Raw genomic sequence first — 26,010 nt, 5'->3', positions numbered from 1 at the left:
CCGGGCAGAGCGTCATCGAGCAACATAAATCCAATGACACGTGCGGGCCAGATTATGCCCGCACGCCTATGGCTTCAAGGTACGCAGGAGATAAAGTTCATACAAGTGTTTAATCCCCGACCAGCGCCCGGTGCGACGCTTCGCCGCTGAGCGGTCGTTGCAGAGCGCTCCAGACCAGACGCAGCAATTGGTACACCGCAAGGATCGACATCGCCACAAAGAACAGCAGGCTCCACTCGGGGATGCTCAAATCCAACAGCGTCCAGGAAATTTCCGCGCAATCGCCACCGCCTCTGAGCATCCGCACCGTGGCACACAACCACGGCAGGTTGCTGAACAACGCTTCGGAATCAGGCGCGCAACGGGTCATCTGCATCAGCGGGTCACTCTGCAGCAACACCTGTCGCCAGGCCGCCGTCGTCCCGCCCAAGCTCAGGCCAAGCGCGGCGCCCCAGTACAGCGACAGGCCGAAACGCCGTGGTCCATGGACTGCCGCCACCCCGCAACACAACGTCAGCACCGCCATGAAGAATCTTTGCGCCAGGCACAGGCTGCAGGGCGTCAGCCCGACCGCATACTCGAGATAATAGGAAGCTCCCAGGGCCATAGCCCCTGCAGTGAAAGCCGTGAATAACAAGGAGCGTGAACAGGCCAACGACATGGCTTTTCCGTAGCAATAGAGACAGGCAGATACGGTAGAGGAAAGCTTGTCAGCCTTTCAAGGCGGAGCTCTGGCGACAGTTCACCAGAAGTGTAGGGAAAACCCGACAGACGCGAGAGGAATAGGCGTAGTCCCCTGTAGGACTTCGCCCAAGACGCCCGCCGGTGGTAATTATTCGCTCACTGAACGTTCACGAGGGAGCATGCTCCCTCGTGAAATCAGGCGTGAACCGGCACTGGCAACGGCGCAGCCAGCAGGCGCTCATCCAGCAATCCGAGACCTTCCTGGAACAGTTGGTTACTGCGCTCGGTGTCACCCAGTTGCGCAAGCAGACGCGCCAGCTCTGCACAGGCCTCTGGATTGCGCTGCAGCCGCAGACTGCTTTCCAGGTAATCCCGAGCCTTGCCCCACAAACTGGTTTGCAGACAGAGACGACCGAGGGTCAGCAACAGGCTCGGATCCGCCGGATGCTCTTTGAGCCAGCCTTCGGCGGTCTGCAACTGACGCGCCGGATCACTGCCGCGGACCAGGCCATACAGCCGTGCAAGATGGCTGTCGTACTTGCGCTTGAGGGCGCTGCGCAGGACCTCTTCCGCTTCAACCTGTGCGCCCAGCTGACGCAGTTGCTCGGCGTATGCCAGCACCAGTGCCGGCTCTTGGCGCTGCGCGGAAGTCAATTGCTCCCAGGCACGGGTGAGTGACTGCAGACCAACTTTGCCGTCCTCGTCACGATGCGCCGCCAGGGACAGGTTGTTGCCCCAGGCCCGGCGTTCGAGTTCAGCCAGTTCGGCTGGCGGCAGAGCCTTGTCCTTGCGCAGTTCCGGCAACAGGCGAATCACCGCCGACCAGTCGCCGCGCTGCTGATGCAGACGCTGCAACTGCCGCAAAGTCTGCACGTTATGCGGATGCCGCTCGTGCATCGCTTGCAGGGTCACCAGGGCGCCGTCGGTATCACCACGATCGGTCTGCAATTGCGCATGACTCAAGGCAATCGCCAGTTCGGCCTGCGGCTGGCGCTCCAGCGCACGCTCAAGCAACTGATCGCACTCCTCGTACTTGCCTTGCTCGTTGGCCGCGCGTGCCGCACCGAGGTAATACAACAACGGCTGGCGCTCGGCCTCGGCGGCGCGAGACAGATGACGTTGCGCGCTGGCCCAGCGACCTTCGGCCAGATCCAGTTGCCCATGTTCGATGGCCACCTGCACCCGCCGGCTGCGATTACGTCGCGACCACGGGTTGACCACACCACTGGAGGCCATGACCAGCTCGACCAGGGCCTTGATGCCCCAGATCAGCAGCCACAACACGGCGATCAGTGCCAGCGTCGCCCACAGACTCGATTCATAACGGAAGCTCTTGTAGGCGATCAGCACGTAACCGGAGTGCTCGGCAATCGCCAGGCCCAGTGCCGCTGTCGCCGCAATCACCAGAAACACGATCACATACAGGCGTTTCATGGCGTGGTCTCCTGCGCGGTGTTGGCGGCAGGTTTGGCGAACGGTTTGACCGATTCTTCAGCGTTGACGTTACGCCGCTCCAGATAAGCCTGCACCGCGCTCAACGTGCCGGTCAGGTCCGGCGTCTTGACGGTGACCGGTTGCTGGCTCAGCTCGGCAACCTGTTCGAGCATGGTTTTGCTCTGCGGATTGTCCGGGTTGAAATTGCCCTTGAGCACGTCCCGCGCCTCGGTCAGCGCCTGGGTGTAGACGGGCGCCTGGCCATTGAGCGCCGCCCATTGCGCCTGCTCCAGCGCCAGGCTCAGGGCCAGACGCACCTGGCTCAGGCTTTGCCCCGCCAGCAGTGGCTTCACGTTTTTGTCGGCATTGAAATCGATGCGGATATAGCGCGACACCTGATCCCACCACTGCGCCCAGCGGCTGGCGCCATCGCCGTCAGCGGTCAGGCCCAGCAGTGACTCGCCACGATCCTTGTACTCCGGTGCCAGTTCGGTCAGTTCGATGACCTGGTCACGCAAGGCACCAATGCGCAGGAACAGGCCGGTGCGATCCGGCTGTTCGGTGCTGCGCAGCGCGACGAGGGTTTTCGCCACTTGCTCGCGGGCGGCGAACGAGCCGGGGTCGTTCTGCTCACGGAGAATTTCGTCAGCGCCCTGCACCAGCGCCTGAGCGCTGCTGATGTCCTGCAAGGCCGAAAGGCGCAGGCTGGCTAGTCGCAGCAGATGCTCGGCCTCGGCCAGACGCCAGTCCTTGCGGCTGGCGCCGAGAACGGTTTCCAGACGTTGATTGAGGCGCTGCTGATCACCCTGCAGTTGCGTCACCAGACGCTGGCGCTCGGCGAGTTCATCGGCACCGGGCAGTTGCGCGAGGCGCTCGGTCAGGCGCTGTTCGTTGAGTTTGAGGCTCTGCGCCTGATCGTTCAACGCTTGCACCTGGCCAGACTGCTGCGCAGTGTTGGTCTGCAGGTGACGCACCTGCCAGACACCCCAGCCACCAATCGTCACGCCGGCAGCGCCGAGCAACAGGGCGACAATGGCCAGGCCGTTGCCTCGGCGCGGCGCTTGGGCCGGCGGTGGCGTTTCAACCTGGGCATCGATCACAGGCTGGACATCATCTTTAGGCAAGGCTGTTTCGCTCACGTATCCATCCTTTGCATTAGAGAACGGGCACGGGATGCTCCCGTAACGCCGTCAGCAAAGCCGCAGCACTCGCGCCACGGCAATCCACAACTGTTTGGGCCCCGGCGGCACGTGCCAGCTCGGCGACCCTTGGGCTTGGCACAAACAACGGCAACTGCGCAATCGCCGGCCAGGCAGCGCCGGCCAGCTGGCACAGGTGCTCGAAACCCTGTCCACTGCTGACCACCAGCCCGTTCAAGCGTTCCGCAGCAATCCGTCGCGGCAACTCCTGCGGGGCGTAGGCTGGCAGGTCACGTCGATACAACTCCAGATACTCGACACTAGCACCTAGCGCACGCAGGCGCTCGGCGAGCAGTTCGCGACCGCCCTCCCCGCGCAGGATCAGCACCTGCGCGCCGGCCCCGCTGACCGCTTCGCGCAGACGCGGCAATTGCAGCAGGGCTTCGCTGTCATCGCCGTCGGCGGGAAAGTGTACGTCGAGACCGTGATCGCGAAGAATCTGCGCGGTCGCCGCGCCGACGCTGAACCACGGCATCGACAACGACCCAGGCCCATGAGCGTCCAACAGATCAAGCGCAATCCGCGCCGCCGGTTTGCTGACCACAATGACCGCGCTGCAACCCGACAGTTGCGCCAGTGCCCGACGTATCTTGTCAGAGACCGGCAGCGGCACGATGTCCAGAAGCGGCAGGCAACTGCTGAAAAAACCTTCTGCGGCCAACACCCCGGCCAGCGCCGCGCAGTCATCCGCAGGACGCGTCAGTAGCAGGCGCCAGGCAGTCACTCGTGACCTGCCTCGCCATACACCGCTTTGAGAATGTCGTCGGCCCCCTGACTGAGCAAGGCTTCAGCGACCTGCACGCCCAACGCTTCGGCATCGGCGCGCGGCGCGCGGGCCTCGGCGCTGAGCAGCTTGCCACCGCTCGGCTCACCCACCAGGCCACGCAGCCACAACTGCTCACCTTCAAGCACGGCGTAGCAGGCGATCGGCACTTGGCAGCCGCCATTCAGATGTTTGTTCAGAGCACGTTCAGCGGTCACGCGCGAAGCGGTGTCGGCATGGTGCAAAGGCGCGAGCAAGGCGTGGATTTGCGTATCGGCGCTACGACATTCGATGCCGACCGCGCCCTGGCCACCGGCCGGCAGGCTATCGTCGACGCTGATCGCCGAGGTGATGCGGTCTTCGAAACCGAGACGAATCAGGCCGGCTGCCGCAAGAATGATCGCGTCGTACTCACCGGCATCGAGCTTGGCCAGACGGGTGTTGACGTTGCCGCGCAGGAAGCGGATTTCCAGATCCGGGCGACGGGTCAACAGTTGCGCCTGACGTCGCAGGCTGGAGGTACCGACGATGGCGCCGGCAGGCAACGCGTCCAGGCTTTGATAGGTATTGGAAACGAAGGCATCACGCGGGTCTTCACGTTCGCAGATGCAGAACAGGCCCAGGCCTTCGGGGAAGTCCATCGGCACGTCTTTCATCGAGTGCACGGCGATGTCGGCTTCGTTTTCCAGCAGCGCGGTTTCCAGTTCCTTGACGAACAGGCCCTTGCCGCCGATTTTCGACAGCGGTGAGTCGAGCAGCTTGTCGCCGCGACTGACCATGGGCACCAGCGTCACCAGCAGACCCGGATGGGCCTCCTCCAGACGGGCTTTGACGTATTCGGCCTGCCAGAGGGCCAGCGCACTTTTACGGGTGGCGATGCGGATTTCGCGAGAGGACATGGATCAATCCGTACTGAATAGATACGGCGGATAATAACAGCTCAGCCAAATCCACTTTGACTTGAATCAGAAACGGCGTGGCCTCCCTGGCCTGCAATGCCCGGCAGAAGAAAGTGCAACCGTGCGCGAAGGCCGGGTCAGAGGCCCTGCATCATCTTGCGCACACCGGCCACATGACGCCGGCTGACGATCAGCGCATCACCATTGAGGCCTTTGAGGAACAGCTGGAAATGCCCCAGCGGCGTGCGTTGCAGACGCTCGATACGGTCGCGGGCCACCAGTGCGTTACGGTGGATGCGCACGAAACGCTCGCCGAATTCGTCTTCGAGGGCCTTGAGCGGCTCGTCCAGCAACACCTCGCCACTTTCATGGCGCAGGGTCACGTACTTGTGATCTGCAATGAAATAGACCACCTGATCCAGCGGGATCAGTTCGATGCCTTTTCGGGTTCGAGCGCTGATATGGCTGCGCGGGCCGTTGCCGCTTTCGGCGGCAGGCCGGGTCAGGGCCGAAAGTTGCGCCCGGTTGGGACGTTCAGCCCGCTTCAGGGCGTCATGCAGATGTTCGGTTCGCACGGGTTTCACCACATAGCCCACGGCGCTGGCCTGCAGGGCTTCCACGGCAAATTCATCGGGGCTGGTGCAAAACACCACGGCCGGCGGCGTTTCACGCTCGCACAGACGGGCAGCCACCTGCAGGCCATCGAGGCCCGGCATGCGGATATCGAGCAGCACGATATCCGGCTTGTGGCTGTCGATCAGCGCCAACGCCTCTTCGCCATTCGTGGCGCTGGGCTCCAGAACTGTATAACCCTCGAGCTCGCTCACCATTCGGCTGAGGCGCTCGCGAGCCAGTGGTTCGTCATCAACGATCAGGACATTCATATTGCGCTGGATTCCTGCGTGAGTCTCGCACAAGGATAGCGTAGACAGGTGAAGTGACGTCCGTCACCGCGATCCACGCTAAGACTAGCCCGAGCGCCAAAAAGTGCCGTACGTCGGCCAGCAATATTTGCCAGTGTCCGGGTCGTACTGCTCAAAGCCCGCTGTTTTCTGCGTTTTTCACGGGGTATGCCAAAGGACAAATCCACCCACCCCCTCTTCTTATAGTCGGCGTCCAGACCTTAGCGCGATCTGCAGTCGCGCCGACCCTTATGTCCAACTGTAGACGCTTGCCGGGCCGATATTGCTCAATCGAAAAATATCCTTGTGCAAATCCCCTGCAGACAGCGCCGACTATGAACGAGCAGATGAGAAAAAAACGTATCGACCGGTGTCAGCGACAGGATTGGCAACCCTGTTATTATCCGCGCCAGCGTTTCACGCCTTCTTTCTCCAAGCCGATACGAGCGAATTCATGAGCACTGACAAGACCAATCAGTCCTGGGGCGGCCGCTTCAGTGAACCCGTCGACGCCTTCGTCGCCCGCTTCACCGCCTCCGTCACTTTCGACCAGCGCCTGTATCGCCACGACATCATGGGCTCGATCGCCCACGCCACCATGCTGGCCAAGGTCGGCGTGCTGACGGATGCCGAGCGCGACAGCATCATCGATGGCCTGCAGACCATCCAGGGCGAAATCGAGGCCGGCCAGTTCGACTGGCGCGTCGACCTCGAAGACGTGCACATGAACATCGAAGCGCGCCTGACTGACCGCATCGGCATCACCGGCAAGAAACTGCACACCGGGCGCAGCCGTAACGACCAGGTCGCCACCGACATCCGCCTGTGGCTGCGTGACGAAATCGACCTGATCCTGGCCGAAATCACTCGCCTGCAAAAAGGCCTGCTGGAGCAGGCCGACCGTGAAGCGGCGAGCATCATGCCCGGCTTCACTCACCTGCAGACCGCACAACCGGTGACCTTCGGCCACCACATGCTGGCCTGGTTCGAAATGCTCAGCCGCGACTACGAGCGTCTGGTCGACTGCCGCAAGCGCACCAACCGCATGCCGCTGGGCAGCGCTGCGCTGGCCGGCACCACCTACCCGATCGACCGCGAATACACCGCGCAACTGCTGGGTTTCGATGCCGTCGGCGGTAACTCGCTGGACAACGTTTCCGATCGCGACTTCGCCATCGAATTCTGCTCGGCCGCGAGCATCGCGATGATGCACCTGTCGCGCTTCTCCGAAGAGCTGGTGCTGTGGACCAGCGCGCAATTCCAGTTCATCGATCTGCCGGATCGCTTCTGCACCGGCAGCTCGATCATGCCGCAAAAGAAAAACCCGGACGTGCCGGAGCTGGTACGCGGCAAGACCGGCCGTGTATTCGGCGCGCTGATGGGCCTGCTGACCCTGATGAAAGGCCAGCCATTGGCCTACAACAAGGACAATCAGGAAGACAAGGAACCGCTGTTCGACGCGGCCGACACCCTGCGCGATTCGTTGCGCGCCTTTGCCGACATGATCCCGGCGATCAAGCCGAAACACGCGATCATGCGTGAAGCGGCCCTGCGCGGTTTCTCCACCGCCACCGACCTGGCGGACTACCTGGTACGCCGTGGCCTGCCGTTCCGTGATTGCCACGAAATCGTCGGTCACGCGGTGAAATACGGCGTGGATACCGGCAAGGATCTGGCCGAGATGAGCCTGGAAGAATTGCGCCAGTTCAGCGACCAGATCGAGCAGGACGTGTTTGCCGTACTGACGCTGGAAGGCTCGGTGAATGCCCGTGACCACATCGGCGGGACAGCGCCGGCGCAGGTCAAGGCAGCGGTGGTTCGCGGTCAGGCCCTCATCGCCAGCCGCTAAAGGTCAAAAGCTTCGCGAGCAGGCTCGCTCCCACATTTGGATTTTTGTTAAACACAAAATGTGTGGCCGACAAAAATCCCCTGTGGGAGCGAGCCTGCTCGCGAAGGCTTCCTTCAGAGCGCTAAATTCATTTTTTCGCTGCGATCATCGCCAAAAACGTCGGCATCGCCGCCTCTTTGTCGGCAGCAATCTTCTGCACATGCGGATTCTGCTCAAGCTGCTCCAGCAGCGCCTTGGCTTTCGGCATCTCCGCCAGCCAATCGATCCCGAACAGCTTCTGCCCGACCGCACAGGCCAGCGGCACGCTGTACAGAAAGTACAGATCCGCAATGCTCAGGCTGTCGCCCGCCACGTACGGCGCGAACTTGCCGTGTCGGCCCAGTGCCGCAAAACCCAGCAACAGCTCGGCTTTGGTTTTCTCCTTGATCGCGTCCGGCACCGTCGCGCCGAAGAACGCCTCGCCATAACAGGCGCGCCCCGGCAGCTCGATGTACAGCTCGATTTCCTTGGCAATCGCCAACACCTGCGCTCGCTCGAATGGATCGCTCGGTAACAGCGGCGTACCTTTCTGGGTCTGCTCAAGGTATTCGAGGATGATCGCGGTTTCGTTAATAAATCCGGCCTTGACACCGAGTACCGGTACTTTGCCGCGCGGGCTGATCGCCAGCGACTCCGGGGTCTGCGTCGGGTAGAAGGTGACTTCTTCGAACGCCAGGCCTTTTTCCAGCAGTGCCAGTTTGACCATGTTGTAGTAGTTGCTGACAGCGAATCCATAGAGCTTGAACATCACATAGCCTCCAGGCCGTGCGGGGTGGGCAGGCACTGTTTATAGATCGCCCGTCACGATCCTGCCAGCAGCATCACGCCGCTGAATGCGGGTAAACTGGCGCCTTTCCTTGAGGAGCCTGCCATGAGCGAGCCGACAGACATCGACAACGACGAAGAAGAGTTCACCGAGGCGACGTTGATCGAAGCCATCGAGAACCAGATCGAAAGCGACAACCCGCCAGCCGCCAAGGCGACCTTCAACAAGCTGACCCTGGTGGGTGTCGAGCGCGAAGAGATCCTCAACCTGATGGCGCACGTGCTGGCCTATGAGATTGACGCGATGCTCGACGAAGACCGCGCGTTCGATACCGAGTGGTATGAGACCGCACTGCGTGCGCTGCCCGAGCTGCCGCCGGAAAAGCAGTAAGCAAAACACAGCCCCTTGTGGGAGCGAGCCTGCTCGCGAATGCCGTGTATCAGCAAAAACAACGCTATATGACACACCGCTTTCGCGAGCAGGCTCGCTCCCACACAATTTGTCACCCATCCATCCAGCCATCTCTCCGGCCCCGACTACACTGGAATTCGCCTCAAGACAAAATCCCTGATCTAAGCACTGGACACGCCGCAAAAGCGGGTTCACCTTAGGGACGCTGTCGTCCAATTCCTAGAAAGTCTGGAGTCCTTATGTCGCTTACCCCTGAGTTGGTTGCCGAACTGGAAGTCCTCGCACTCTTCAACCTGGACAGTTCCCAGGAAGGTTTGAAAATTCATCAGACCGCTGCCCCGAAACACATTGCCGCCGCCAAACGCCTCTTTGAAAAAGAACTCACCGACCAGCCCGATGGCGGGTATCTGACCAGCCTGGGTCGCGATGCCGCGCAAAATGTGCAAACCGTGCTGACCATTCTGAGAGAGCAGGAAACCGCCTGATCCCCCCTTCTTTTGCCCACGGGAACTCCTGCCACGGGATTTCCGCGGGCCTGCCCGGCCCTCGCGCTAAAAATCTGACGTCAAAAAACAAATTCAGCTTAAAAGTCCCGCCGTGCAAAGGCTAAACTGCCTCCCATTCCGAGACCCTCTTCGTCCGAGCCCACGAGCCGGTTTGAGCTGACATGACGCGCACCCATGAAATCCGCCCCGATCTGGACGAAGGCATCGACCGCAAGGTACTCAGCCAGCTGCGCGCGCGTTTTCTCAAGCTCAATGAAGGTCGCCTTGGCCGGGCACTCGAAGGTCTGTCGACCCGCCAGCAAGGCGTGCTGACCCTGCTGCCGCTGTTCTTCCACGTCAATCATCCGCTGCTGCCAGGCTATGTTTCCGGCAGCACGCCAGCCGGGCTGTCCAACTATGAACCGGACGCTACCGCCCTCGCCGAAGCACAACGCCTGACTCGCTCGTTCTCCTACAAACCACGCCACGGCAGCAACCCGCCACGGCCGATTCACGGGCTGTTCCTGATGGGCAGCCTCGGTACCCTGGCCCAGGCCGATCAGAGCGACATGGACGTGTGGGTCTGCCATGCGCCGGATCTGGGCGAAAGCGAGATCGCCGAGCTGCGCAAAAAATGCCAGCTGCTCGAAGCCTGGGCCGCGACCCAGGGCGCCGAGGCGCACTTCTTCCTGATCGACCCGGTGCGTTTCGTCACAGGCGAACGCGACAGCCAGCTCAGCTCCGAAAATTGCGGCAGCACTCAGCACTATCTGCTGCTGGACGAGTTTTATCGCACCGCGATCTGGCTGGGCGGACGCACGCCGATCTGGTGGCTGGTGCCGGTCTACGAAGAAAGTGCGTACGACCTGTACACCCACACTTTGCTGTCCAAGCGCTTCATTCGCGCCGACGAGACGCTGGATCTCGGGCATTTGGCGAGGATTCCGCCGGGCGAGTTCATCGGCGCCGGCCTGTGGCAACTGTTCAAGGGCATTGAGTCGCCCTACAAATCGGTACTCAAGTTGTTGCTGACCGAGGTCTACGCCAGCGAACACCCGAACGTGCAGTGCCTGAGTCTGCGTTACAAGCAGGCCGTGTTTGCCAATCAACTGGATCTGGATGAGCTGGATCCGTACATGGTCGTGTACCGACGCATCGAAGAGTACCTGACCGCCCGCAACGAGCCGGAGCGGCTGGAGCTGGTACGACGCGCGTTGTACCTCAAGGTCAACCGCAAGCTCACTGGCAGCAGCCGCACCCAGAGCTGGCAGCGCTCGCTGCTGGAACGCCTGGCGCACGAATGGCATTGGGATCAGCGCCAACTGGCCTTGCTCGACAGCCGCAGCCAGTGGAAGGTCCGCCAGGTCAGCGCTGAACGCCGCGCCCTGGTCAATGAGCTGAATTACAGCTATCGCTTCCTGACCCAGTTCGCCCGCAGCGAACAGACCGTCAGCCTGATCAACAAGCGCGACCTGAACGTGCTCGGGCGTCGCCTGTACGCGGCGTTCGAGCGCAAGGCCGACAAGGTCGAATTCATCAATCCCGGCATCGCCCCGGACCTGGCCGAAGACACCCTGACCCTGGTGCAGTCGCCGAACAAGAAAGAACCCGGGCAAACCCAGTGGGGCCTGTACAACGGCAGCCTGAACGCCCTGGAATGGGAGCACTTTGCGCCGATCAAGCGCAGCCGCGAGTTGCTCGAGCTGCTGACCTGGTGCCATCGCAACGGCGTGATCGACAGCAGCACGCGCCTGGCCCTTCATCCCGGCAGCAGCGACATGAGCGAGTTCGAGTTGTTCAACCTGCTCGGCAGCCTGCAGCAGTGCATCGCCCTGCCCCTGCCAACCGTTGCAGAAGAGCCGCTGCTGCGCGCCGCGGTGCCGAGCGAGGTGCTGATACTGGTCAACGTCGGTGTCGACCCGCTCAAGCATCATCGCGACCTGAACATCCTGATGACCACCGAGCGCACCGATTCGTTGAGTTACGCCGGGGTGCGCGAAAACCTTGTATTGACCCTCGATCAGGTCACGCTCAACAGCTGGAATGAAGTGCTGGTCAACCGCTTCGACGGTCCCCACGCATTGCTCGATTGCCTGCGCGACTACCTCAACAACCTGCCGCGCGGCCCGCAGCAGCCGTCATTGAAAGTGCGCTGCTTCTGCCACAACCGCGCACAGTTCATTGCCCGGCGCGTCGAAGAAGTCATCGACACCGCGCAGACCCTGCTGCTCAGCGAACTCAATCATCGCTACCTGATTCAGGTGCAACAGCACTATCACGTGCTGGAACTGGTGCCGGGCCAGGTCAATCATGTCGCGCTCGCGACCTTGCCGGCGCTGCTCGATTATCTGGGTGAAGAACAGCCGCGCTACAGCCCGCTGCACCTGGATCCGATGGCGCTGGAGGATCATGACCTCGCGCTGATTCTGCCCATGGGTCAGCCGGAGGCGATTCAGGTGTTCTACCGGATTACCGAACAACAGGCCGAGTTGTACGTGCTGGATGAGTTCAACGCGCTGTGGCAACAGCATCTGCCGTACCACGACGAACAGAGCCTGCTGGTGCCGCTGCAGCGTTTCCTGCAATCGATCCAGTACCGGCGAGAAGCACTGTTGCCGATGGACGGCAGCCCGGCGATCAGCCTCGAAACCTTGTATTACCAGTTATTGCCTTCAGGCCCGGGGCGCGCGCGCCGGGTCGAAGCACGGCCGGCGCCGCAAACCCCGGTGAACAAACCGTTCTACGATGTGCAGGCAATCATTGGCAAAGCCGCACCGGGCGAAGTGCACGTCACCCTGTATTGCAATCAACGAGAATTCAGCGAGCTCGAACATGGCGACCAGCTGTTTCGCGTGGTCGCCCGGGAGATCGTCGAACAGCGCCGCGAGACCGAGCGCTATCGCTGCTATATCACCGACCTGGACCTCTCGGGCCTGCTTGGTGACGGGCAGAGTTCAAGCAATCTGTATTTGCGCTACAAGGCCGACCTGGAGCGCGCCCTGAACGAGGCGCTCGAACAGATCTGAGGCGGGGTCACTCGCGGAAATCACCACCGTTGGCCGGTTGCGACTCGACTTCCAGCAAGGTCAGTTTCAGGGTCTTGCCACCCGGCGCGGGCCAGTCGATGTGCTGACCGACCTTCAGGCCCAGCAGCGCGCTGCCGACGGGTGCGAGGATCGAGATCTTGCCTTCGTCGGCGTTGGCATCCTTGGGGTAGACCAGCGTCAGGTGATAATCCTTGCCGCTGCCTTCTTCGCGGCAGTGCACGCGGGAATTCATCGTCACGACATCAGCGGGCACTTCATCGTGGCCGACCAGTGTATCGGCGCGGTCCAGTTCGGTTTGCAGCGCGATCACGCCCGGCGCAGCCTGGTCTTTCTCGTTCAGGTTGTCGATCAGGCGCTCCAGACGTTGTACGTCCAGACGGGTAAGGGTGATGGAAGGTGCGGTCATGATCCGGGCAGACTCCTTTCTTCTGCACACAAAAAAAGCAAAACCCCGCCAAAAAAGACGGGGTTTCACCAGGCCTCGATGGGTTGAGGCGTGTTCGGACACTATCACAGCTCAAAAAATATACAAGCCACCCACCCGACAGCCCCACTCAGCCCTGAGGAAACTTTGTGGTGAGGGGATTTATCCCCGATAGACTGCGCAGCAGTCTCAAAAGGCTGGGGCCGCTGCGCAACCCATCGGGGATAAATCCCCTCGCTACAGGATCGAGTCAGGCCTGAATTCGGCGTTGTCGGGCTTGGCTGACGATCACCCGCCGCCGCTCATCATCGGCCGAGCGCCATTCGCGAATATCCTCGACATGGCGGAAGCAGCCAAGGCAAACCTTCTGCTCATCCAGCCGGCAAACGCCAGTGCACGGTGACGGCACCGCCGGGCTGACGTTGCTGTAGAGCGGCTTGGGTGGGCGCGGGGCAACCTCGGTCACGATCAGATCTCTTCGAAATCCAGCTCAAGGCCGGTCTGGTCCTGAACGCAACGAGCCAAGACTTCACCGAGCAGTTCTTCAGACTTCTCGCAGCTCCATTTGCCCGACTCTTCGTCGTAGTCGAAATGGAAACCACCGGAACGCGCCGCCAGCCACAGCTGACGCAGCGGCTCCTGGCGGCTGATGATCAGCTGGCTGCCGTTGTCGAACTTGATGGTCATCATGCCGGCCGTGATCTCGATATCGTCGGCATGATCCTCCAGCAACTCTTCCAACGCCTGCTGGGTGGCATCGACCAGATCGTGGAAACGCGCTTCGGACAAACTCATTGTGGCAACCTCAAAAAATGTCGGGTCAGGCTCAAGCGCCGCAAGATACGGGCGCTGCCGGCCGATTGCAAAGATTAACGACCAAGCACCGTTTCCCATCCAGCACTGGCGCCTGTGGGAGCGAGCCGGCTCCGGGCGGCGATCCGACGAAAGCGGTGTGTCAGCCAGCAAACATATCGAATGTGCCGGCCTCTTCGCGAGCAGGCTCGCTCCCACAAGGCTCCAGGTGTATCCAGAAAGCCCCGCCGGACGGGAACCCCCTCGCATAGGCAAGCTGCCGGGTGGCCGGTATACTCCGGCGCAATTAACGCATTTTCAAGGATTTCGCCATGAAGCGCCTGATCTCTTCCCTTGCTGCGCTCGTCGCGGTTGCCTGCCTCGTTTCGGCCTGTGGTCAAAAAGGCCCGCTGTACCTGCCGGATGACGATCAGGACCCGGCCGAGCAAGCCCAGTCTTCGCAAAAGCAGCCGTCCAAAGCACACAAGCACGACGTTTACCAATAAGGGATCGCCATGGACGCTTTTAACTACCGTGGCGGGGAACTGTTCGCGGAAGGTGTGGCGCTGTCCGCCATCGCCGACCGCTTCGGCACGCCCACCTATGTCTACTCGCGTGCGCACATCGAAGCCCAGTATCTGGCCTACGCCGATGCCTTGGCGGGCATGCCGCACCTGGTCTGCTACGCAGTCAAGGCCAACTCCAACCTCGGCGTGCTGAATGTCCTGGCCCGTCTCGGCGCCGGTTTCGACATCGTTTCCCGTGGCGAGCTGGAACGTGTGCTGGCCGCTGGCGGCAGCGCCGACAAGATCGTCTTCTCCGGTGTCGGCAAGACCCGTGACGACATGCGTCGCGCGCTGGAAGTCGGCGTGCACTGCTTCAACGTCGAATCCACCGACGAGCTGGAGCGCCTGCAAGTGGTGGCCGCCGAGCTGGGTGTTCGCGCACCGGTCTCGTTGCGCGTCAACCCGGACGTCGATGCCGGCACCCACCCGTACATTTCCACCGGTCTCAAAGAGAACAAGTTCGGCATCGCGATTGCCGACGCCGAAGATGTGTACGTGCGTGCCGCGCACCTGCCGAACCTGGAAGTGATCGGTGTCGATTGCCACATCGGCTCGCAACTGACCACCTTGCCGCCGTTCCTCGATGCCCTCGACCGTCTGCTGGACCTCGTCGACCGCCTCGGCGATTGCGGCATTCACCTGCGCCACATCGATCTCGGTGGTGGCCTGGGCGTGCGTTATCGCGATGAAGAGCCGCCACTGGCCGGCGATTACATCAAGGCTGTGCGTGAGCGTCTGAACGGTCGTGACCTGGCGCTGGTGTTCGAGCCGGGCCGCTTTATCGTCGCCAACGCCGGCGTGCTGCTGACCCAGGTCGAATACCTCAAGCACACCGAACACAAGGATTTCGCCATCGTCGACGCGGCGATGAACGATCTGATCCGCCCGGCGCTGTATCAGGCCTGGATGGACGTCACCGCCGTCAAGCCGCGTGACAGCGCCGCGCGCCAGTACGACGTGGTTGGCCCGATCTGCGAAACCGGCGATTTCCTCGCCAAGGATCGTGAGCTGGCGCTGGAAGAAGGCGACCTGCTGGCCGTGCATTCGGCCGGTGCCTATGGCTTTGTGATGAGTTCCAACTACAACACCCGCGGCCGTGCCGCTGAAGTGCTGGTAGACGGTGATCAGGTTTTTGAAGTGCGCCGCCGCGAAACCGTGGCCGAGCTGTTTGCCGGCGAAAGCCTGCTGCCGGAGTAACCCATGCTGCTGCGTTTTACCAAAATGCACGGCCTGGGCAATGACTTCATGGTTCTCGACCTGGTCAGCCAGCACGCGCATATTCAGCCCAAGCACGCCAAGCAATGGGGCGACCGGCACACCGGTATCGGTTTCGACCAGTTGCTGATTGTCGAAGCGCCGAGCAATCCGGACGTGGATTTCCGTTACCGGATCTTCAACTCCGATGGCTCGGAAGTGGAACAGTGCGGCAACGGTGCGCGCTGCTTCGCGCGCTTCGTGCTCGACAAACGCCTGACCGCCAAACGGCAGATTCGCGTCGAGACCAAGGGCGGCATCATCGAGCTGGATGTGCGTAACGACGGCCAGATCGGCGTGAACATGGGCGCACCACGCCTGGTGCCGGCGGACATTCCGTTCGACGCACCGGCGCAGGCGTCCAGCTATCAGCTGGAAGTCGACGGCACCACGGTCGAACTGGCCGCCGTGTCGATGGGTAACCCCCATGCGGTGCTGCGCGTGCAGGACATCAATACCGCACCGGTGCATGAACTGGGACCGAAAATCGAACACCATCCGCGCTTTCCGGCGCGGGTCAACGTCGGTTTCATCCAGGTCATCGACCGCCACCGCGCGCAATTGCGCGTCTGGGAACGCGGCGCCGGGGAGACCCAGGCCTGCGGTACCGGCGCTTGTGCCGCGGCTGTCGCGGCTATCAGCCAGGGGTGGATGGATTCGCCGCTGTTGATCGACCTGCCCGGCGGGCGTCTGTCCATTGAATGGGCAGGCCCCGGCCATCCGGTGCTGATGACCGGCCCGGCAGTGCGTGTATACGAAGGACAAGTGCGTCTTTGAGTGAGCAGAAGCCATGACCGATAAGCCTCAGGTACCCGCCCGACAGTCCGACGAATCAGCGTCCGAGAGCCTGGAGGCGGCAGCGGTTGCCGCATACCTGGAGGCTCATCCGGACTTCTTCGTCGAGCACGAAGAACTGCTGCCCGCCCTGCGCATTCCCCACCAGCGCGGTGACACCGTATCGCTGGTCGAACGGCAGATGAGCATTTTGCGCGACCGCAACATCGAGATGCGTCATCGCCTCTCGCATTTGATGGACGTCGCACGCGACAACGACCGACTGTTCGACAAAACCCGCCGCCTGATCCTGTCGCTGATGGACGCCGCCAGCCTCGAAGACGTGGTGATCAGTGTCGAAGACAGTCTGCGTCAGGACTTTCAGGTGCCTTTTGTCAGCCTGATCCTGCTCGGCGACAATCCGGCACCGGTTGGCCGCTGGGTGACCCACGCCGACGCGCAAACCGCCATCGGCGGCCTGCTCACCGAAGGCAAAAGCGTCAGCGGCAGCCTGCGTGAGCATGAGCTGGACTTCCTGTTCGGCGAAGAACAGCGCAAGCAGATCGGCTCCACCGCCGTGGTCGCCGTCAGCCATCAAGGCATCCACGGCATTCTGGCGATCGCCAGCCGTGATCCGCAGCACTACAAAAGCTCGGTCGGCACGCTGTTTCTCAGCTACATCGCCGAAGTCATGGGCCGCGTGCTGCCACGGGTCAACAGCTCACTGCGCTCGGTACGCTGAGCATGGAACGACAACTGGACGCTTACTGCGAACACCTGCGCAGTGAGCGACAGGTGTCGCCGCACACCCTGTCGGCCTACCGCCGCGACCTCGATAAAGTCCTCGGCTGGTGCATCAAGCAGAACATCGGCAACTGGGCGGCGCTGGATATTCAGCGTCTGCGCAGCCTGATCGCCCGGCTGCATGCTCAGGGACAATCGTCACGCAGTCTTGCCCGATTGCTTTCGGCGGTGCGCGGGCTCTATCACTACCTCAATCGCGAAGGCCTGTGCGACCACGACCCGGCGACCGGTCTGGCGCCGCCGAAAGGCGAACGGCGCCTGCCGAAAACCCTCGACACCGACCGTGCGTTGCAACTGCTGGAAGGTGCGGTAGAGGACGATTTTCTCGCCCGTCGCGATCAAGCGATTCTCGAACTGTTCTACTCCTCGGGCCTTCGCCTGTCCGAGCTGACCGGGCTCAACCTCGATCAGCTGGATCTGGCCGACGGCATGGTTCAGGTGCTCGGCAAGGGCAGCAAGACCCGCCTGCTGCCGGTGGGCAAAAAGGCCCGCGAAGCACTGGAGCAATGGCTGCCGCTGCGGGCCATGACCAACCCGGCCGACGACGCCGTGTTCGTCAGCCAGCAAGGCCGACGCCTCGGTCCACGGGCGATTCAGGTGCGGGTGAAACTGGCCGGCGAGCGCGAGCTGGGGCAGAACCTGCACCCGCACATGCTGCGGCACTCCTTCGCCAGCCACTTGCTGGAATCCTCGCAGGATCTGCGCGCGGTGCAGGAACTGCTCGGCCACTCGGACATCAAGACCACGCAGATCTACACCCACCTGGACTTCCAGCACCTGGCGGCGGTCTACGACAGCGCCCACCCACGGGCCAAACGCAGCAAAGGCGACGATTCATGAACATCCAGTTGATCACCTTCGACCTCGACGACACTCTGTGGGACACCGCGCCGGTGATCGTCAGCGCCGAAGCGGTATTGCGCGAATGGCTGAGCGAACACGCACCGAACCTGGGCGCGGTGCCGGTGGAGCATCTGTGGGCGATTCGCGAACGGGTGCTGACCCGCGAACCGGGCCTCAAGCACCGCATCAGCGCGCTGCGCCGGCGGGTGCTGTTCCACGCACTGGAAGACGCCGGGTACGCCCACGGCGAAGCTTCGGATCTGGCCGACAAAAGTTTTGAAGTGTTCCTGCAGGCACGGCACCAGATCACGGTATTTCCCGAGGTCGAACCCACCCTGGAAATCCTCGCCAACCACTACGCCCTCGGCGTGGTCACTAATGGCAACGCTGACGTGCGCCGCCTCGGGCTCGCCGATTACTTCAAGTTTGCGTTGTGTGCGGAAGACATCGGTATTGCCAAGCCGGATGCGCGGCTGTTTCACGAGGCGTTGCAGCGCGGTGGCGTGAGCGCTGACATGGCTGTGCACATTGGCGATCATCCGGGCGACGACATTGCCGGGGCCCAGCAGGCGGGCATGCGCGCGATCTGGTTCAACCCGGCGGGCAAGGTCTGGGAAGCGGAGCGTCAGCCGGATGCTGAAATCCGTAACCTCACGGATCTGCCAGCAGTGCTCGCCCGCTGGAATGCCACCGCCTGCTGACACACAACCGCTTTTTTGTGGTGAGGGGATTTATCCCCGATCGGTTGCGCAGCAGCCGTGAAGTCATCTTGCGCGGTGTGTCAGGACTGTGGGGCGTGCTGCATCAGGGGCCGCTTCGCGACCCATCGGGGATAAATCCCCTCACCACAAGGCTCACCCCTGCAAGGGATCGCGGCGCGTCTGGAGTATTTGTTCCAGGCATGAAAAAGCCCGCAGCGACGGCGGGCTTTTTCAGCAAGCAAGTGACACGCCTCAGATAGGGCGGCTGCCGTACTTGTTGTCTGGCTTCTTGGGCGGATCGGCGACCACGTTGGCCTCCACTTCCTGCACCTTGCCGCCGCGCGCAAGGAATTCTTCCATGGCCTTGGCCAGGGCGTCGCGCTCCTTGTTCTTGGCTTCGATGCTCGGCAACTCGTCGACCGACACCGCAGCCTTGGCTTTGCCTTTGGCAGCCGGGGCCGGCGTATCGTCACCGCCATCGTCTTCAGCAACGTCTTCCGCTGCTGCTTCCAGACCGTCCTCGGCCTCGTCTTCGTCGCCTACTTCGAGGTCGTCGTTTTCCAGATCATCGTCGCTCATGTTCTACCTCATGACTTGCGAAAAGCAGATTAGTTATAGACCAGCTTTGGCGACTGTCGAAAGTCGCCGGAAAAAAATCGGTAACCGCTGGTAACCGGCGGTTTACGCCCCTTCACCGTGCAAGGTGGCGAGGACTTTACGGGCACCGCCATGATCACGGTGCTCGCCCAGATAAACGCCTTGCCAGGTTCCCAGAGCCAGACGTCCCGCCGATACCGGCAGACTGATCTGGCAGCCAAGCACGCTGGCCTTGAAGTGCGCCGGGAGGTCGTCCAGGCCTTCGTCGTTATGCTCATAGCCGTCTGTTCCTTGTGGGATCAGACGATTGAAAAATCGTTCGAAGTCGCGACGGACCGCCGGATCGGCGTTCTCGTTGATGGTCAACGACGCCGAGGTATGCTGCAGCCACAAATGCAACAGACCGACCCGGCACGCCTTGAGTTCAGGCAGGCCGGCGAGTAACTCGTCCGTTACCAGATGAAAGCCCCGGGGCCGTGCCCGCAGGGTTATCAGAGTCTGTTGCCACATACAGTTCTCCGCACGTTCGGGGCGCATTCTAGCGCGCTCTGGGAAAAAACAAAGGCCCTAATATTCCTGCAATGATGTAAGCCATTGGCCGCAGAAAAATGCCCATCGTAAACACGACGAAAGCCGTACGAAAAATCCTTTCAGCTGCTCTCTCAATGACAAATCCCGGACAAAAAAATGCCCGGCAAGCCGGGCAAGTTTTTTCGATGCGCGTACTTACAGGTTGTAGCCGCGTTCGTTGTGTTGTGCCAGGTCCAGGCCAACCGATTCTTCTTCCTCGGTCACCCGCAGACCCATCACGGCGTCCAGCACCTTGAGGATGATGAAGGTGACAATCGCGGTGTAGATCACTGTGAAGCCGACGCCTTTGCACTGAATCCACACTTGCGCCGCGATGTCGGTCACGGTGCCGAAGCCGCCCAGCGACGGTGCAGCGAATACACCGGTCAGGATCGCACCGAGGATACCGCCGATACCGTGCACGCCGAATGCGTCCAGGGAGTCGTCATAACCAAGCTTGCGTTTCAGGGTGGTGGCGCAGAAGAAGCACACCACACCCGCCGCCAGACCGATCACCAGTGCGCCCATCGGGCCCACGGTGCCAGCCGCCGGAGTGATTGCAACCAGACCGGCAACCACACCCGAGGCGATGCCCAGTGCACTTGGCTTGCCGTGGGTGATCCACTCGGCAAACATCCAGCCCAGTGCAGCCGCAGCGGTAGCAATCTGAGTGACCAGCATCGCCATACCGGCAGTGCCATTGGCCGCCGCAGCGGAACCGGCGTTGAAGCCGAACCAGCCAACCCACAACATCGCTGCACCCATCAGGGTGTAACCGAGGTTGTGCGGTGCCATCGGGGTGGTCGGGAAACCTTTGCGCTTGCCCAATACCAGGCAGGCAATCAGACCGGCCACACCGGCGTTGATGTGCACCACGGTGCCGCCCGCGAAGTCGAGTACGCCCCAGTCCCACATCAGGCCGCCGTTACCGGACCAGACCATGTGCGCGATCGGTGCATAGACGAGGGTGAACCAGATGCCCATGAAAATCAGCATCGCGGAGAATTTCATCCGCTCGGCGAACGCACCGACAATCAGCGCCGGGGTGATGATCGCGAAGGTCATCTGGAAGGTGATGAACACCGCCTCGGGGAACAGCGCCGCAGGGCCGGTCAGGCTCGAAGGCGTGACACCGGCGAGGAACGCCTTGCCCATGCCGCCGAAGAACGAGTTGAAGTTGACGACGCCCTGCTCCATGCCGGTGGTGTCGAACGCAATGCTGTAGCCATAAATGACCCACAGGATGCTGATCAGACCGGTAATGGCGAAGCACTGCATCATCACCGAAAGAATGTTTTTCGAGCGAACCATGCCGCCGTAAAACAGCGCCAGGCCCGGGATGGTCATGAACAGCACGAGGGCTGTCGAGGTGAGCATCCAGGCGGTGTCGCCGGAATTGAGGACCGGGGCCGCCACTTCGTCTGCCGCCATTGCAAGGCCGGGCATTACGATGGACAACAGGGCTCCTAGCCCTGCGAATTTACGCAGAGTCATATTGTTTTCTCCTGGGGCGTTGGGGTTTGTGGCGGCTTAAATCGCGTCGGTATCGGTTTCGCCGGTACGGATGCGGATCGCCTGTTCCAGATTGACCACGAAGATCTTGCCGTCACCGATCTTGCCGGTGTTGGCCGCTTTGGTTATCGCCTCGATAACCCGATCCAGATCCTTGTCGTCGATGGCCACGTCGATTTTCACCTTGGGCAGAAAATCGACCACATATTCCGCGCCGCGATACAGCTCGGTGTGACCCTTCTGCCGGCCGAAGCCTTTGACTTCAGTAACGGTAATGCCCTGCACGCCGATTTCGGACAGCGACTCGCGCACGTCGTCCAACTTGAACGGCTTGATGATGGCAGTGACTAGCTTCATGAAACTCTCTCCCGAATTGGTGGACTTGCCCCAGGAAAACAAACCCGACTCAAGTCTAAGCGCAGTGCCTGGCTTTGTAACGCATCGTCGGCCTTGCCTGCCCGACTGACGCCAGCTAACCGCTGCCGGCGAAACTCCCCGCTCCGCCTGCCGCACTGCATTCGTCACAGCGACTGCATCAGTGCATGGGTCACTACCGACTAAGCAGAAAGCTTGCCATCTCGCCAAATTCCTCTGATTTCAGTCCCTTGGCCGCTGCCACAGGCGTTTGCACGAAAAACGCCCGACGGTTACGCACAACAACGGTGCGCTGCCGTCCGTCCGCTTGCGCGAAAAGCGTGCATCCGTGCCTGCGTCAATGACTATAGACACTGCGTGATACACTGCGCGCCACTGTTTACAGGACACATTCCATGCTCGCGCCCAAAGACTTCCTCGACGCCCTGAGCGGCACTGCCTCCCGCCTGTTCAGCGGCGACACCCCGCTGCCGAAAGCCGAAATCGAAAGCCAATTCAAGATGCTGTTGCAAAGTGCGTTCAGCAAACTGGATCTGGTGAGCCGGGAAGAGTTTGACAGTCAGATGGTCGTTCTGGCGCGTACCCGCGCCCGCCTTGAAAGCCTTGAAGCCAAAGTCGCAGAACTGGAAGCCAGGCTGACGCCGCCGGCCGAGTAAGACTGCAGCCCCTGGGCCGAGACGCCTTCAAGTTTGCGAGTAGACATTAAACCGCCCCCGCCGAGGCAGGAGCGGTTTCCGTCAGATCAATCCTCTACAACGAATTATTCCAACGGTCTCGCAGAAACTCGTACAGGCGAAAAGCCCATAACGCGATTCTGACGAGGCGCCACATATGTTTAAGAAACTTAGACATACTTTGGCCCTCCTTGCGTGGGGCCAAACCTAGGATGCACTTTCCGGCGTACGAACATCTTCGGGACTACACACGAGTGTGTCCGCCAAGGCGGCCGGGTGTGGGTTCCCCAAAAACAGCACCGGCACGGGTCTCATACCGTGTCGAGGAACATGAAATCTTTAGCTCCCGGCCACACTTCACGAAAACTCGAGGAGTGGGCATCGTCGCCGGGGATGTTATGCCGGTAGTTCGAAGGGGACTTAAACAAGTTGTATCAAGTGATTAAGCAATGTTTCACACCTTAATGAGTCAATCATTTCAAGGCGAAATTGACTTTGGACAAATGATGTCGGTGCTTGCGTCAACGTGAAAACGTGCATAACCTGCACATACACGAGTGTGTCCGCAAAGGATACGCAGGCCTTGGCCTCACCGAAGCCTGCAAACTGAAAACCGTCTACTCAAGGCGGTTTTTTTTCGCCTCGAAATTGGTTGACCTCCTCCCGCAACATCCAGTGAAAGTTCGCGCCCGCCAGCTCCCCTTTCCCCGACTACCCTTCAAAAACCCGCAGGAAGCGGCCCCCGATTCAGCTCAAGGAACGACCATGTCCCTGTCCATCGTCCACAGTCGCGCCCAGATAGGCGTGGATGCACCTGCCGTTACCGTCGAAGTTCATCTGGCCAACGGCCTGCCGTCGCTGACCATGGTCGGCCTGCCCGAGGCGGCGGTGAAGGAGAGCAAGGATCGGGTGCGCAGCGCGATCATCAATTCCGGGCTGCAGTTTCCGGCGCGGCGGATCACCCTGAATCTGGCGCCGGCGGATTTGCCCAAGGACGGCGGGCGGTTTGATCTGGCGATTGCCTTGGGGATTCTGTCGGCAAGTGTGCAGGTGCCGTGTCTCACGCTGGATGAGGTGGAATGCCTTGGTGAACTGGCGCTGTCCGGCGCGGTGCGGCCGGTGCGCGGGGTGTTGCCAGCGGCGCTGGCGGCGCGCAAGGCCGGGCGGGCCTTGGTGGTGCCGCGGGCGAATGCCGAGGAGGCCTGTCTGGCTTCGGGCTTGAAAGTGTTTGCGGTGGATCATCTGCTGGAAGCCGTGGCGCATTTCAACGGGCATACGCCGGTCGAGCCATATGTCTCGGACGGGCTGATCCACGCGGCGAAACCTTATCCCGACCTCAACGAAGTGCAAGGACAGATGGCCGCCAAACGGGCGCTGCTGATTGCGGCGGCAGGCGCGCACAACCTGCTGCTCAGCGGGCCGCCGGGCACTGGCAAAACGTTGTTGGCGAGTCGCCTGCCAGGCCTGCTGCCGCCCCTGTCCGAATCCGAAGCGCTGGAAGTGGCGGCGATTCAATCGGTCGCCAGCGGTGTGCCGCTGACTCATTGGCCGCAGCGTCCATTCCGTCAACCGCACCATTCTGCATCGGGGCCGGCGCTGGTCGGTGGCAGCTCGAAACCACAACCCGGCGAAATCACCCTCGCCCACCACGGCGTGCTGTTTCTCGACGAGCTTCCGGAATTTGATCGCAAGGTATTGGAGGTACTGCGCGAACCTCTGGAATCCGGATATATCGTGATCGCCAGAGCCAAGGATCGCGTGCGATTCCCCGCGCGTTTCCAGCTGGTAGCAGCGATGAACCCCTGCCCCTGTGGATATCTGGGCGAGCCGAGCGGCAAGTGTTCGTGCACACCAGACATGGTGCAGCGCTACCGTAACAAGCTCTCGGGGCCGTTGCTGGATCGGATCGATCTGCACCTGACGGTGGCGCGGGAGGCAACGGCGTTGAATCCATTGGTCAAACCGGGCGAGGACAGTGCCAGTGCGGCAGCCGTGGTGGCCGAGGCACGAGAACGCCAGCAAAAGCGCCAGCGTTGTGCCAACGCCTTTCTTGATCTACCGGCGCTCAAGCGGCACTGCCAGTTATCCACAGCCGATGAGAAATGGCTCGAGTCAGCCTGTGAACGGCTGACACTCTCGCTGCGTTCGGCACATCGCTTGCTCAAGGTTGCGCGCACACTGGCGGACCTTGAGCAAGTGGATGCGATCAAGCGTGAGCACTTGGCCGAGGCGCTGCAATACCGCCCGGCAACGCCTTAATGCTCGGTCAAATCCACCAGCGGCGCCTGCCGTACTTCGGTTTCGCGCCCGGCCTGAATCTCGGTCACGCGCTTCAATGCGTTATCCACAGCGCTTTTGTCTGCCAGCAGGCTGTAGCTGATCTGAAACTGTTGGCTGGCCTTTGGCGCAATGGTCGGTACCAGGTTCAGCGGACGCTGATAGCGGCGGTTGTAGGAAAAACTGGTGCCCGGTTCAAGGCCCGTGACATAGCCCTGCCCTTGGGTGTCGGTGTTTTTCCACAGAGAAAATACCGGCAGCTGCCGGGTATTGAAGCCGACGGAGACACCGAGGCTGCCAGCCTTGTCATGCAGCACGGTCAAGGTTTCGCCTTTGGCGTCGGCGTAGGGTATGACGTTGTAGACGGTTTCGTCATAGTCCTTGGTCGGCCCGCGATAGGTCTGCCAGTCGGCCAACTCGGCTTTGGCCTTGTCGTTGAAGGGCGAGACCTGTTTCACCGGTGCCGCGAACCGCGCGCCCTGCTCGAGGAACGGCGTGCTGAAGTTACTGTGGTACAGCGCCTGGTATTCCTTTGGATAATCGCCGTTGTTGGTCAGCGTATCGTTAAGGGCAAAACGGGTGCTGCCGGGCTCAGTGACAAGCTCCGTCATCACCGAAAAGTCGACTTTCTTGAACGCCTGCTCTTTGAGTTCGCCGCGCAAGCTGATGGCATAGGGTGGTTTTTCATCGATGTGCAGCGTGACGCTGCTGGCCGGGATATTGGCAGCGCGGCCGTGCAGGGTCAGCAACTCGCCATTGTCCATGCCGGGATGGCCAACCCATTCGTAACCGCAGCGGGTCACCAGTTCATTGAAGCCTTCCAGCCAGCCCAGACCACCGCGCCCATTGAGTTCGATGAAGGCCGGGTTGACCACTTCCTTGACCGGCGAATCCCAACCCATACGCACGTTGCCGACAGACGCCTGCAGGACATTCATGCCACGGGATGGCACCACCGAGAGTTTCATCGTGCCGTTATCGATATCGACGATGCTGACACCTTCCTGTCGCCCACCGTGCAGGGTGCGCTGGCTTATGGAGAAAGGTTTGCCGGTTTTCACACCGAGCTGCTCACTGGTGATCGTCCAGTTTTGCGCGGGCTTGTTGGTATCGAGGAGTACGTAATCCCAAGCCATGGCGTGGGAAGCAGCAGAGAGTGCGCCGAGGGCAACGGCGAATTTGAGCGGGGTCATGGCAGCAGCCTTTATTGGAGTTGTGCCATTTTTTATAGCGCTGCGGAAACGTTTCAGCAAGAAAAGATGAGAGACATATAGATTGATTTGCCATGGATCGGCGACGTTGCATTCGCGAGCAGGCTCGCTCCCACAGAGTATTCGGGTGCTCAAACGATTTATGAGCGACCCCGGAA

Annotated in this window: 27 protein-coding genes and 1 pseudogene; 12 read left to right on the top strand and 16 right to left on the bottom strand. The window is 61.2% G+C overall.

What is annotated here, in order from left to right:
* Nucleotides 1-109 precede the first annotated feature (109 nt).
* The 7 genes and pseudogenes from ACM6HV_RS08685 to ACM6HV_RS08655 all read right to left on the bottom strand — a co-directional run.
* The gene (locus ACM6HV_RS08685; protein ID WP_414903980.1) at nt 110-661 is read right to left on the bottom strand and encodes a disulfide bond formation protein B; all 552 of its coding nucleotides are present in this window, start codon (nt 659-661) and stop codon (nt 110-112) included.
* Between the two features lie 218 nt (nt 662-879).
* Nucleotides 880-2,118, bottom strand: a complete 1,239-nt coding sequence (locus ACM6HV_RS08680) for a heme biosynthesis protein HemY (protein WP_041072010.1) — start codon at nt 2,116-2,118, stop codon at nt 880-882.
* Entirely contained in the window at nt 2,115-3,257 is a 1,143-nt protein-coding gene (locus ACM6HV_RS08675; RefSeq protein WP_414903979.1) for a uroporphyrinogen-III C-methyltransferase, read from the bottom strand. The genes ACM6HV_RS08680 and ACM6HV_RS08675 overlap by 4 nt, the downstream gene beginning before the upstream one ends.
* A 16-nt stretch (nt 3,258-3,273) precedes the next feature.
* On the bottom strand, nt 3,274-4,041 hold the full coding sequence (locus ACM6HV_RS08670) for a uroporphyrinogen-III synthase (protein WP_414903978.1): 768 nt from the start codon (nt 4,039-4,041) through the stop codon (nt 3,274-3,276).
* A complete protein-coding gene (gene hemC, locus ACM6HV_RS08665) occupies nt 4,038-4,979 on the bottom strand; it encodes a hydroxymethylbilane synthase (protein ID WP_041072005.1) in 942 nt (313 codons plus the stop codon). Before hemC ends, ACM6HV_RS08670 begins: the two co-directional genes overlap by 4 nt.
* Nucleotides 4,980-5,116: 137 nt before the next feature.
* Complete coding sequence (locus ACM6HV_RS08660; protein WP_041072003.1) at nt 5,117-5,863, bottom strand: LytR/AlgR family response regulator transcription factor; 747 nt, start codon at nt 5,861-5,863, stop codon at nt 5,117-5,119.
* Nucleotides 5,860-6,000: pseudogene (locus tag ACM6HV_RS08655) on the bottom strand (sensor histidine kinase); the annotation flags it as partial. The pseudogene ACM6HV_RS08655 and the gene ACM6HV_RS08660, both read right to left, overlap by 4 nt.
* A 335-nt stretch (nt 6,001-6,335) precedes the next feature.
* On the opposite strand from ACM6HV_RS08655, the gene argH reads away from it, so the two are divergent.
* Complete coding sequence (gene argH, locus ACM6HV_RS08650) at nt 6,336-7,730, top strand: argininosuccinate lyase (protein WP_041072002.1); 1,395 nt, start codon at nt 6,336-6,338, stop codon at nt 7,728-7,730.
* A 127-nt stretch (nt 7,731-7,857) separates the two neighbouring features.
* Here the strand turns inward: argH and ACM6HV_RS08645 are convergent, their stop codons facing one another.
* Nucleotides 7,858-8,517, bottom strand: a complete 660-nt coding sequence (locus ACM6HV_RS08645) for a glutathione S-transferase family protein (RefSeq protein WP_414903977.1) — start codon at nt 8,515-8,517, stop codon at nt 7,858-7,860.
* Nucleotides 8,518-8,640: 123 nt separating this feature from the next.
* On the opposite strand from ACM6HV_RS08645, the gene ACM6HV_RS08640 reads away from it, so the two are divergent.
* The 3 genes from ACM6HV_RS08640 to ACM6HV_RS08630 all read left to right on the top strand — a co-directional run bounded on the left by ACM6HV_RS08640 (nt 8,641) and on the right by ACM6HV_RS08630 (nt 12,457).
* Nucleotides 8,641-8,925, top strand: a complete 285-nt coding sequence (locus ACM6HV_RS08640; protein ID WP_007964529.1) for a hypothetical protein — start codon at nt 8,641-8,643, stop codon at nt 8,923-8,925.
* Between the two features lie 260 nt (nt 8,926-9,185).
* The gene (locus tag ACM6HV_RS08635; RefSeq protein WP_003229392.1) at nt 9,186-9,431 is read left to right on the top strand and encodes a TIGR02647 family protein; all 246 of its coding nucleotides are present in this window, start codon (nt 9,186-9,188) and stop codon (nt 9,429-9,431) included.
* A 182-nt stretch (nt 9,432-9,613) separates the two neighbouring features.
* Nucleotides 9,614-12,457 carry a class I adenylate cyclase gene (locus tag ACM6HV_RS08630; protein ID WP_414903976.1) on the top strand — a complete coding sequence of 948 codons (2,844 nt, stop codon included), beginning with the start codon at nt 9,614-9,616 and terminating at the stop codon, nt 12,455-12,457.
* Between the two features lie 7 nt (nt 12,458-12,464).
* Here ACM6HV_RS08630 and rnk read toward each other — a convergent pair whose 3' ends face one another.
* The 3 genes from rnk to cyaY form a co-directional block, all read right to left on the bottom strand.
* A complete protein-coding gene (gene rnk, locus ACM6HV_RS08625; protein ID WP_041071993.1) occupies nt 12,465-12,884 on the bottom strand; it encodes a nucleoside diphosphate kinase regulator in 420 nt (139 codons plus the stop codon).
* A gap of 268 nt (nt 12,885-13,152) precedes the next feature.
* On the bottom strand, nt 13,153-13,368 hold the full coding sequence (locus ACM6HV_RS08620; protein WP_108184178.1) for a DUF1289 domain-containing protein: 216 nt from the start codon (nt 13,366-13,368) through the stop codon (nt 13,153-13,155).
* Between the two features lie 2 nt (nt 13,369-13,370).
* Nucleotides 13,371-13,697, bottom strand: a complete 327-nt coding sequence (cyaY, locus tag ACM6HV_RS08615; protein ID WP_041071991.1) for an iron donor protein CyaY — start codon at nt 13,695-13,697, stop codon at nt 13,371-13,373.
* Nucleotides 13,698-14,026: 329 nt separating this feature from the next.
* Between cyaY and lptM the strand changes: the two genes are divergently transcribed.
* Genes lptM through ACM6HV_RS08585 form a run of 6 tightly spaced genes read left to right on the top strand, consistent with a single transcriptional unit; the run spans nt 14,027 to nt 18,636 of the window.
* Nucleotides 14,027-14,200 carry an LPS translocon maturation chaperone LptM gene (gene lptM / locus ACM6HV_RS08610; RefSeq protein WP_007911098.1) on the top strand — a complete coding sequence of 58 codons (174 nt, stop codon included), beginning with the start codon at nt 14,027-14,029 and terminating at the stop codon, nt 14,198-14,200.
* Between the two features lie 9 nt (nt 14,201-14,209).
* Entirely contained in the window at nt 14,210-15,457 is a 1,248-nt protein-coding gene (gene lysA / locus ACM6HV_RS08605) for a diaminopimelate decarboxylase (protein WP_007964537.1), read from the top strand.
* A 3-nt stretch (nt 15,458-15,460) separates the two neighbouring features.
* The gene (dapF, locus tag ACM6HV_RS08600; protein ID WP_041071988.1) at nt 15,461-16,291 is read left to right on the top strand and encodes a diaminopimelate epimerase; all 831 of its coding nucleotides are present in this window, start codon (nt 15,461-15,463) and stop codon (nt 16,289-16,291) included.
* A gap of 13 nt (nt 16,292-16,304) precedes the next feature.
* Nucleotides 16,305-17,030, top strand: a complete 726-nt coding sequence (locus ACM6HV_RS08595) for a DUF484 family protein (RefSeq protein ID WP_108184179.1) — start codon at nt 16,305-16,307, stop codon at nt 17,028-17,030.
* 2 nt (nt 17,031-17,032) lie between these two features.
* A complete protein-coding gene (gene xerC, locus ACM6HV_RS08590) occupies nt 17,033-17,932 on the top strand; it encodes a tyrosine recombinase XerC (protein WP_414903975.1) in 900 nt (299 codons plus the stop codon).
* The gene (locus tag ACM6HV_RS08585) at nt 17,929-18,636 is read left to right on the top strand and encodes an HAD-IA family hydrolase (RefSeq protein ID WP_145593691.1); all 708 of its coding nucleotides are present in this window, start codon (nt 17,929-17,931) and stop codon (nt 18,634-18,636) included. Before xerC ends, ACM6HV_RS08585 begins: the two co-directional genes overlap by 4 nt.
* Nucleotides 18,637-18,888: 252 nt before the next feature.
* Here ACM6HV_RS08585 and sutA read toward each other — a convergent pair whose 3' ends face one another.
* The 4 genes from sutA to glnK all read right to left on the bottom strand — a co-directional run bounded on the left by sutA (nt 18,889) and on the right by glnK (nt 21,672).
* The gene (sutA, locus tag ACM6HV_RS08580; protein WP_007951900.1) at nt 18,889-19,215 is read right to left on the bottom strand and encodes a transcriptional regulator SutA; all 327 of its coding nucleotides are present in this window, start codon (nt 19,213-19,215) and stop codon (nt 18,889-18,891) included.
* Between the two features lie 102 nt (nt 19,216-19,317).
* Nucleotides 19,318-19,743 carry a secondary thiamine-phosphate synthase enzyme YjbQ gene (locus ACM6HV_RS08575; protein ID WP_003229414.1) on the bottom strand — a complete coding sequence of 142 codons (426 nt, stop codon included), beginning with the start codon at nt 19,741-19,743 and terminating at the stop codon, nt 19,318-19,320.
* Nucleotides 19,744-19,959: 216 nt separating this feature from the next.
* On the bottom strand, nt 19,960-21,297 hold the full coding sequence (locus ACM6HV_RS08570; protein ID WP_027610437.1) for an ammonium transporter: 1,338 nt from the start codon (nt 21,295-21,297) through the stop codon (nt 19,960-19,962).
* Between the two features lie 36 nt (nt 21,298-21,333).
* Nucleotides 21,334-21,672 (bottom strand): P-II family nitrogen regulator, encoded by a 339-nt coding sequence (glnK, locus tag ACM6HV_RS08565; RefSeq protein WP_002555808.1) that lies wholly within the window; start codon nt 21,670-21,672, stop codon nt 21,334-21,336.
* A 413-nt stretch (nt 21,673-22,085) separates the two neighbouring features.
* Here glnK and ACM6HV_RS08560 point away from each other — a divergent pair, with 413 nt between their 5' ends.
* Both ACM6HV_RS08560 and ACM6HV_RS08555 read left to right on the top strand, forming a co-directional pair.
* On the top strand, nt 22,086-22,346 hold the full coding sequence (locus ACM6HV_RS08560) for an accessory factor UbiK family protein (protein WP_041071977.1): 261 nt from the start codon (nt 22,086-22,088) through the stop codon (nt 22,344-22,346).
* A gap of 783 nt (nt 22,347-23,129) precedes the next feature.
* On the top strand, nt 23,130-24,623 hold the full coding sequence (locus tag ACM6HV_RS08555) for a YifB family Mg chelatase-like AAA ATPase (RefSeq protein WP_414903974.1): 1,494 nt from the start codon (nt 23,130-23,132) through the stop codon (nt 24,621-24,623).
* Here ACM6HV_RS08555 and ACM6HV_RS08550 read toward each other — a convergent pair.
* Nucleotides 24,620-25,834: an aldose 1-epimerase family protein gene (locus ACM6HV_RS08550; RefSeq protein ID WP_414903973.1), complete on the bottom strand. Its 1,215-nt coding sequence runs from the start codon at nt 25,832-25,834 to the stop codon at nt 24,620-24,622. The genes ACM6HV_RS08555 and ACM6HV_RS08550 overlap by 4 nt on opposite strands.
* Nucleotides 25,835-26,010 lie beyond the last annotated feature (176 nt).

Origin of the sequence: Pseudomonas sp. IT-P260, from assembly GCF_949768395.1 — a bacterium.
GTDB lineage: Bacteria > Pseudomonadota > Gammaproteobacteria > Pseudomonadales > Pseudomonadaceae > Aquipseudomonas > Aquipseudomonas parakoreensis.
Note: the sequence above shows the minus strand (reverse complement) of the source record. Positions and strands in the feature narration are given on the sequence as shown.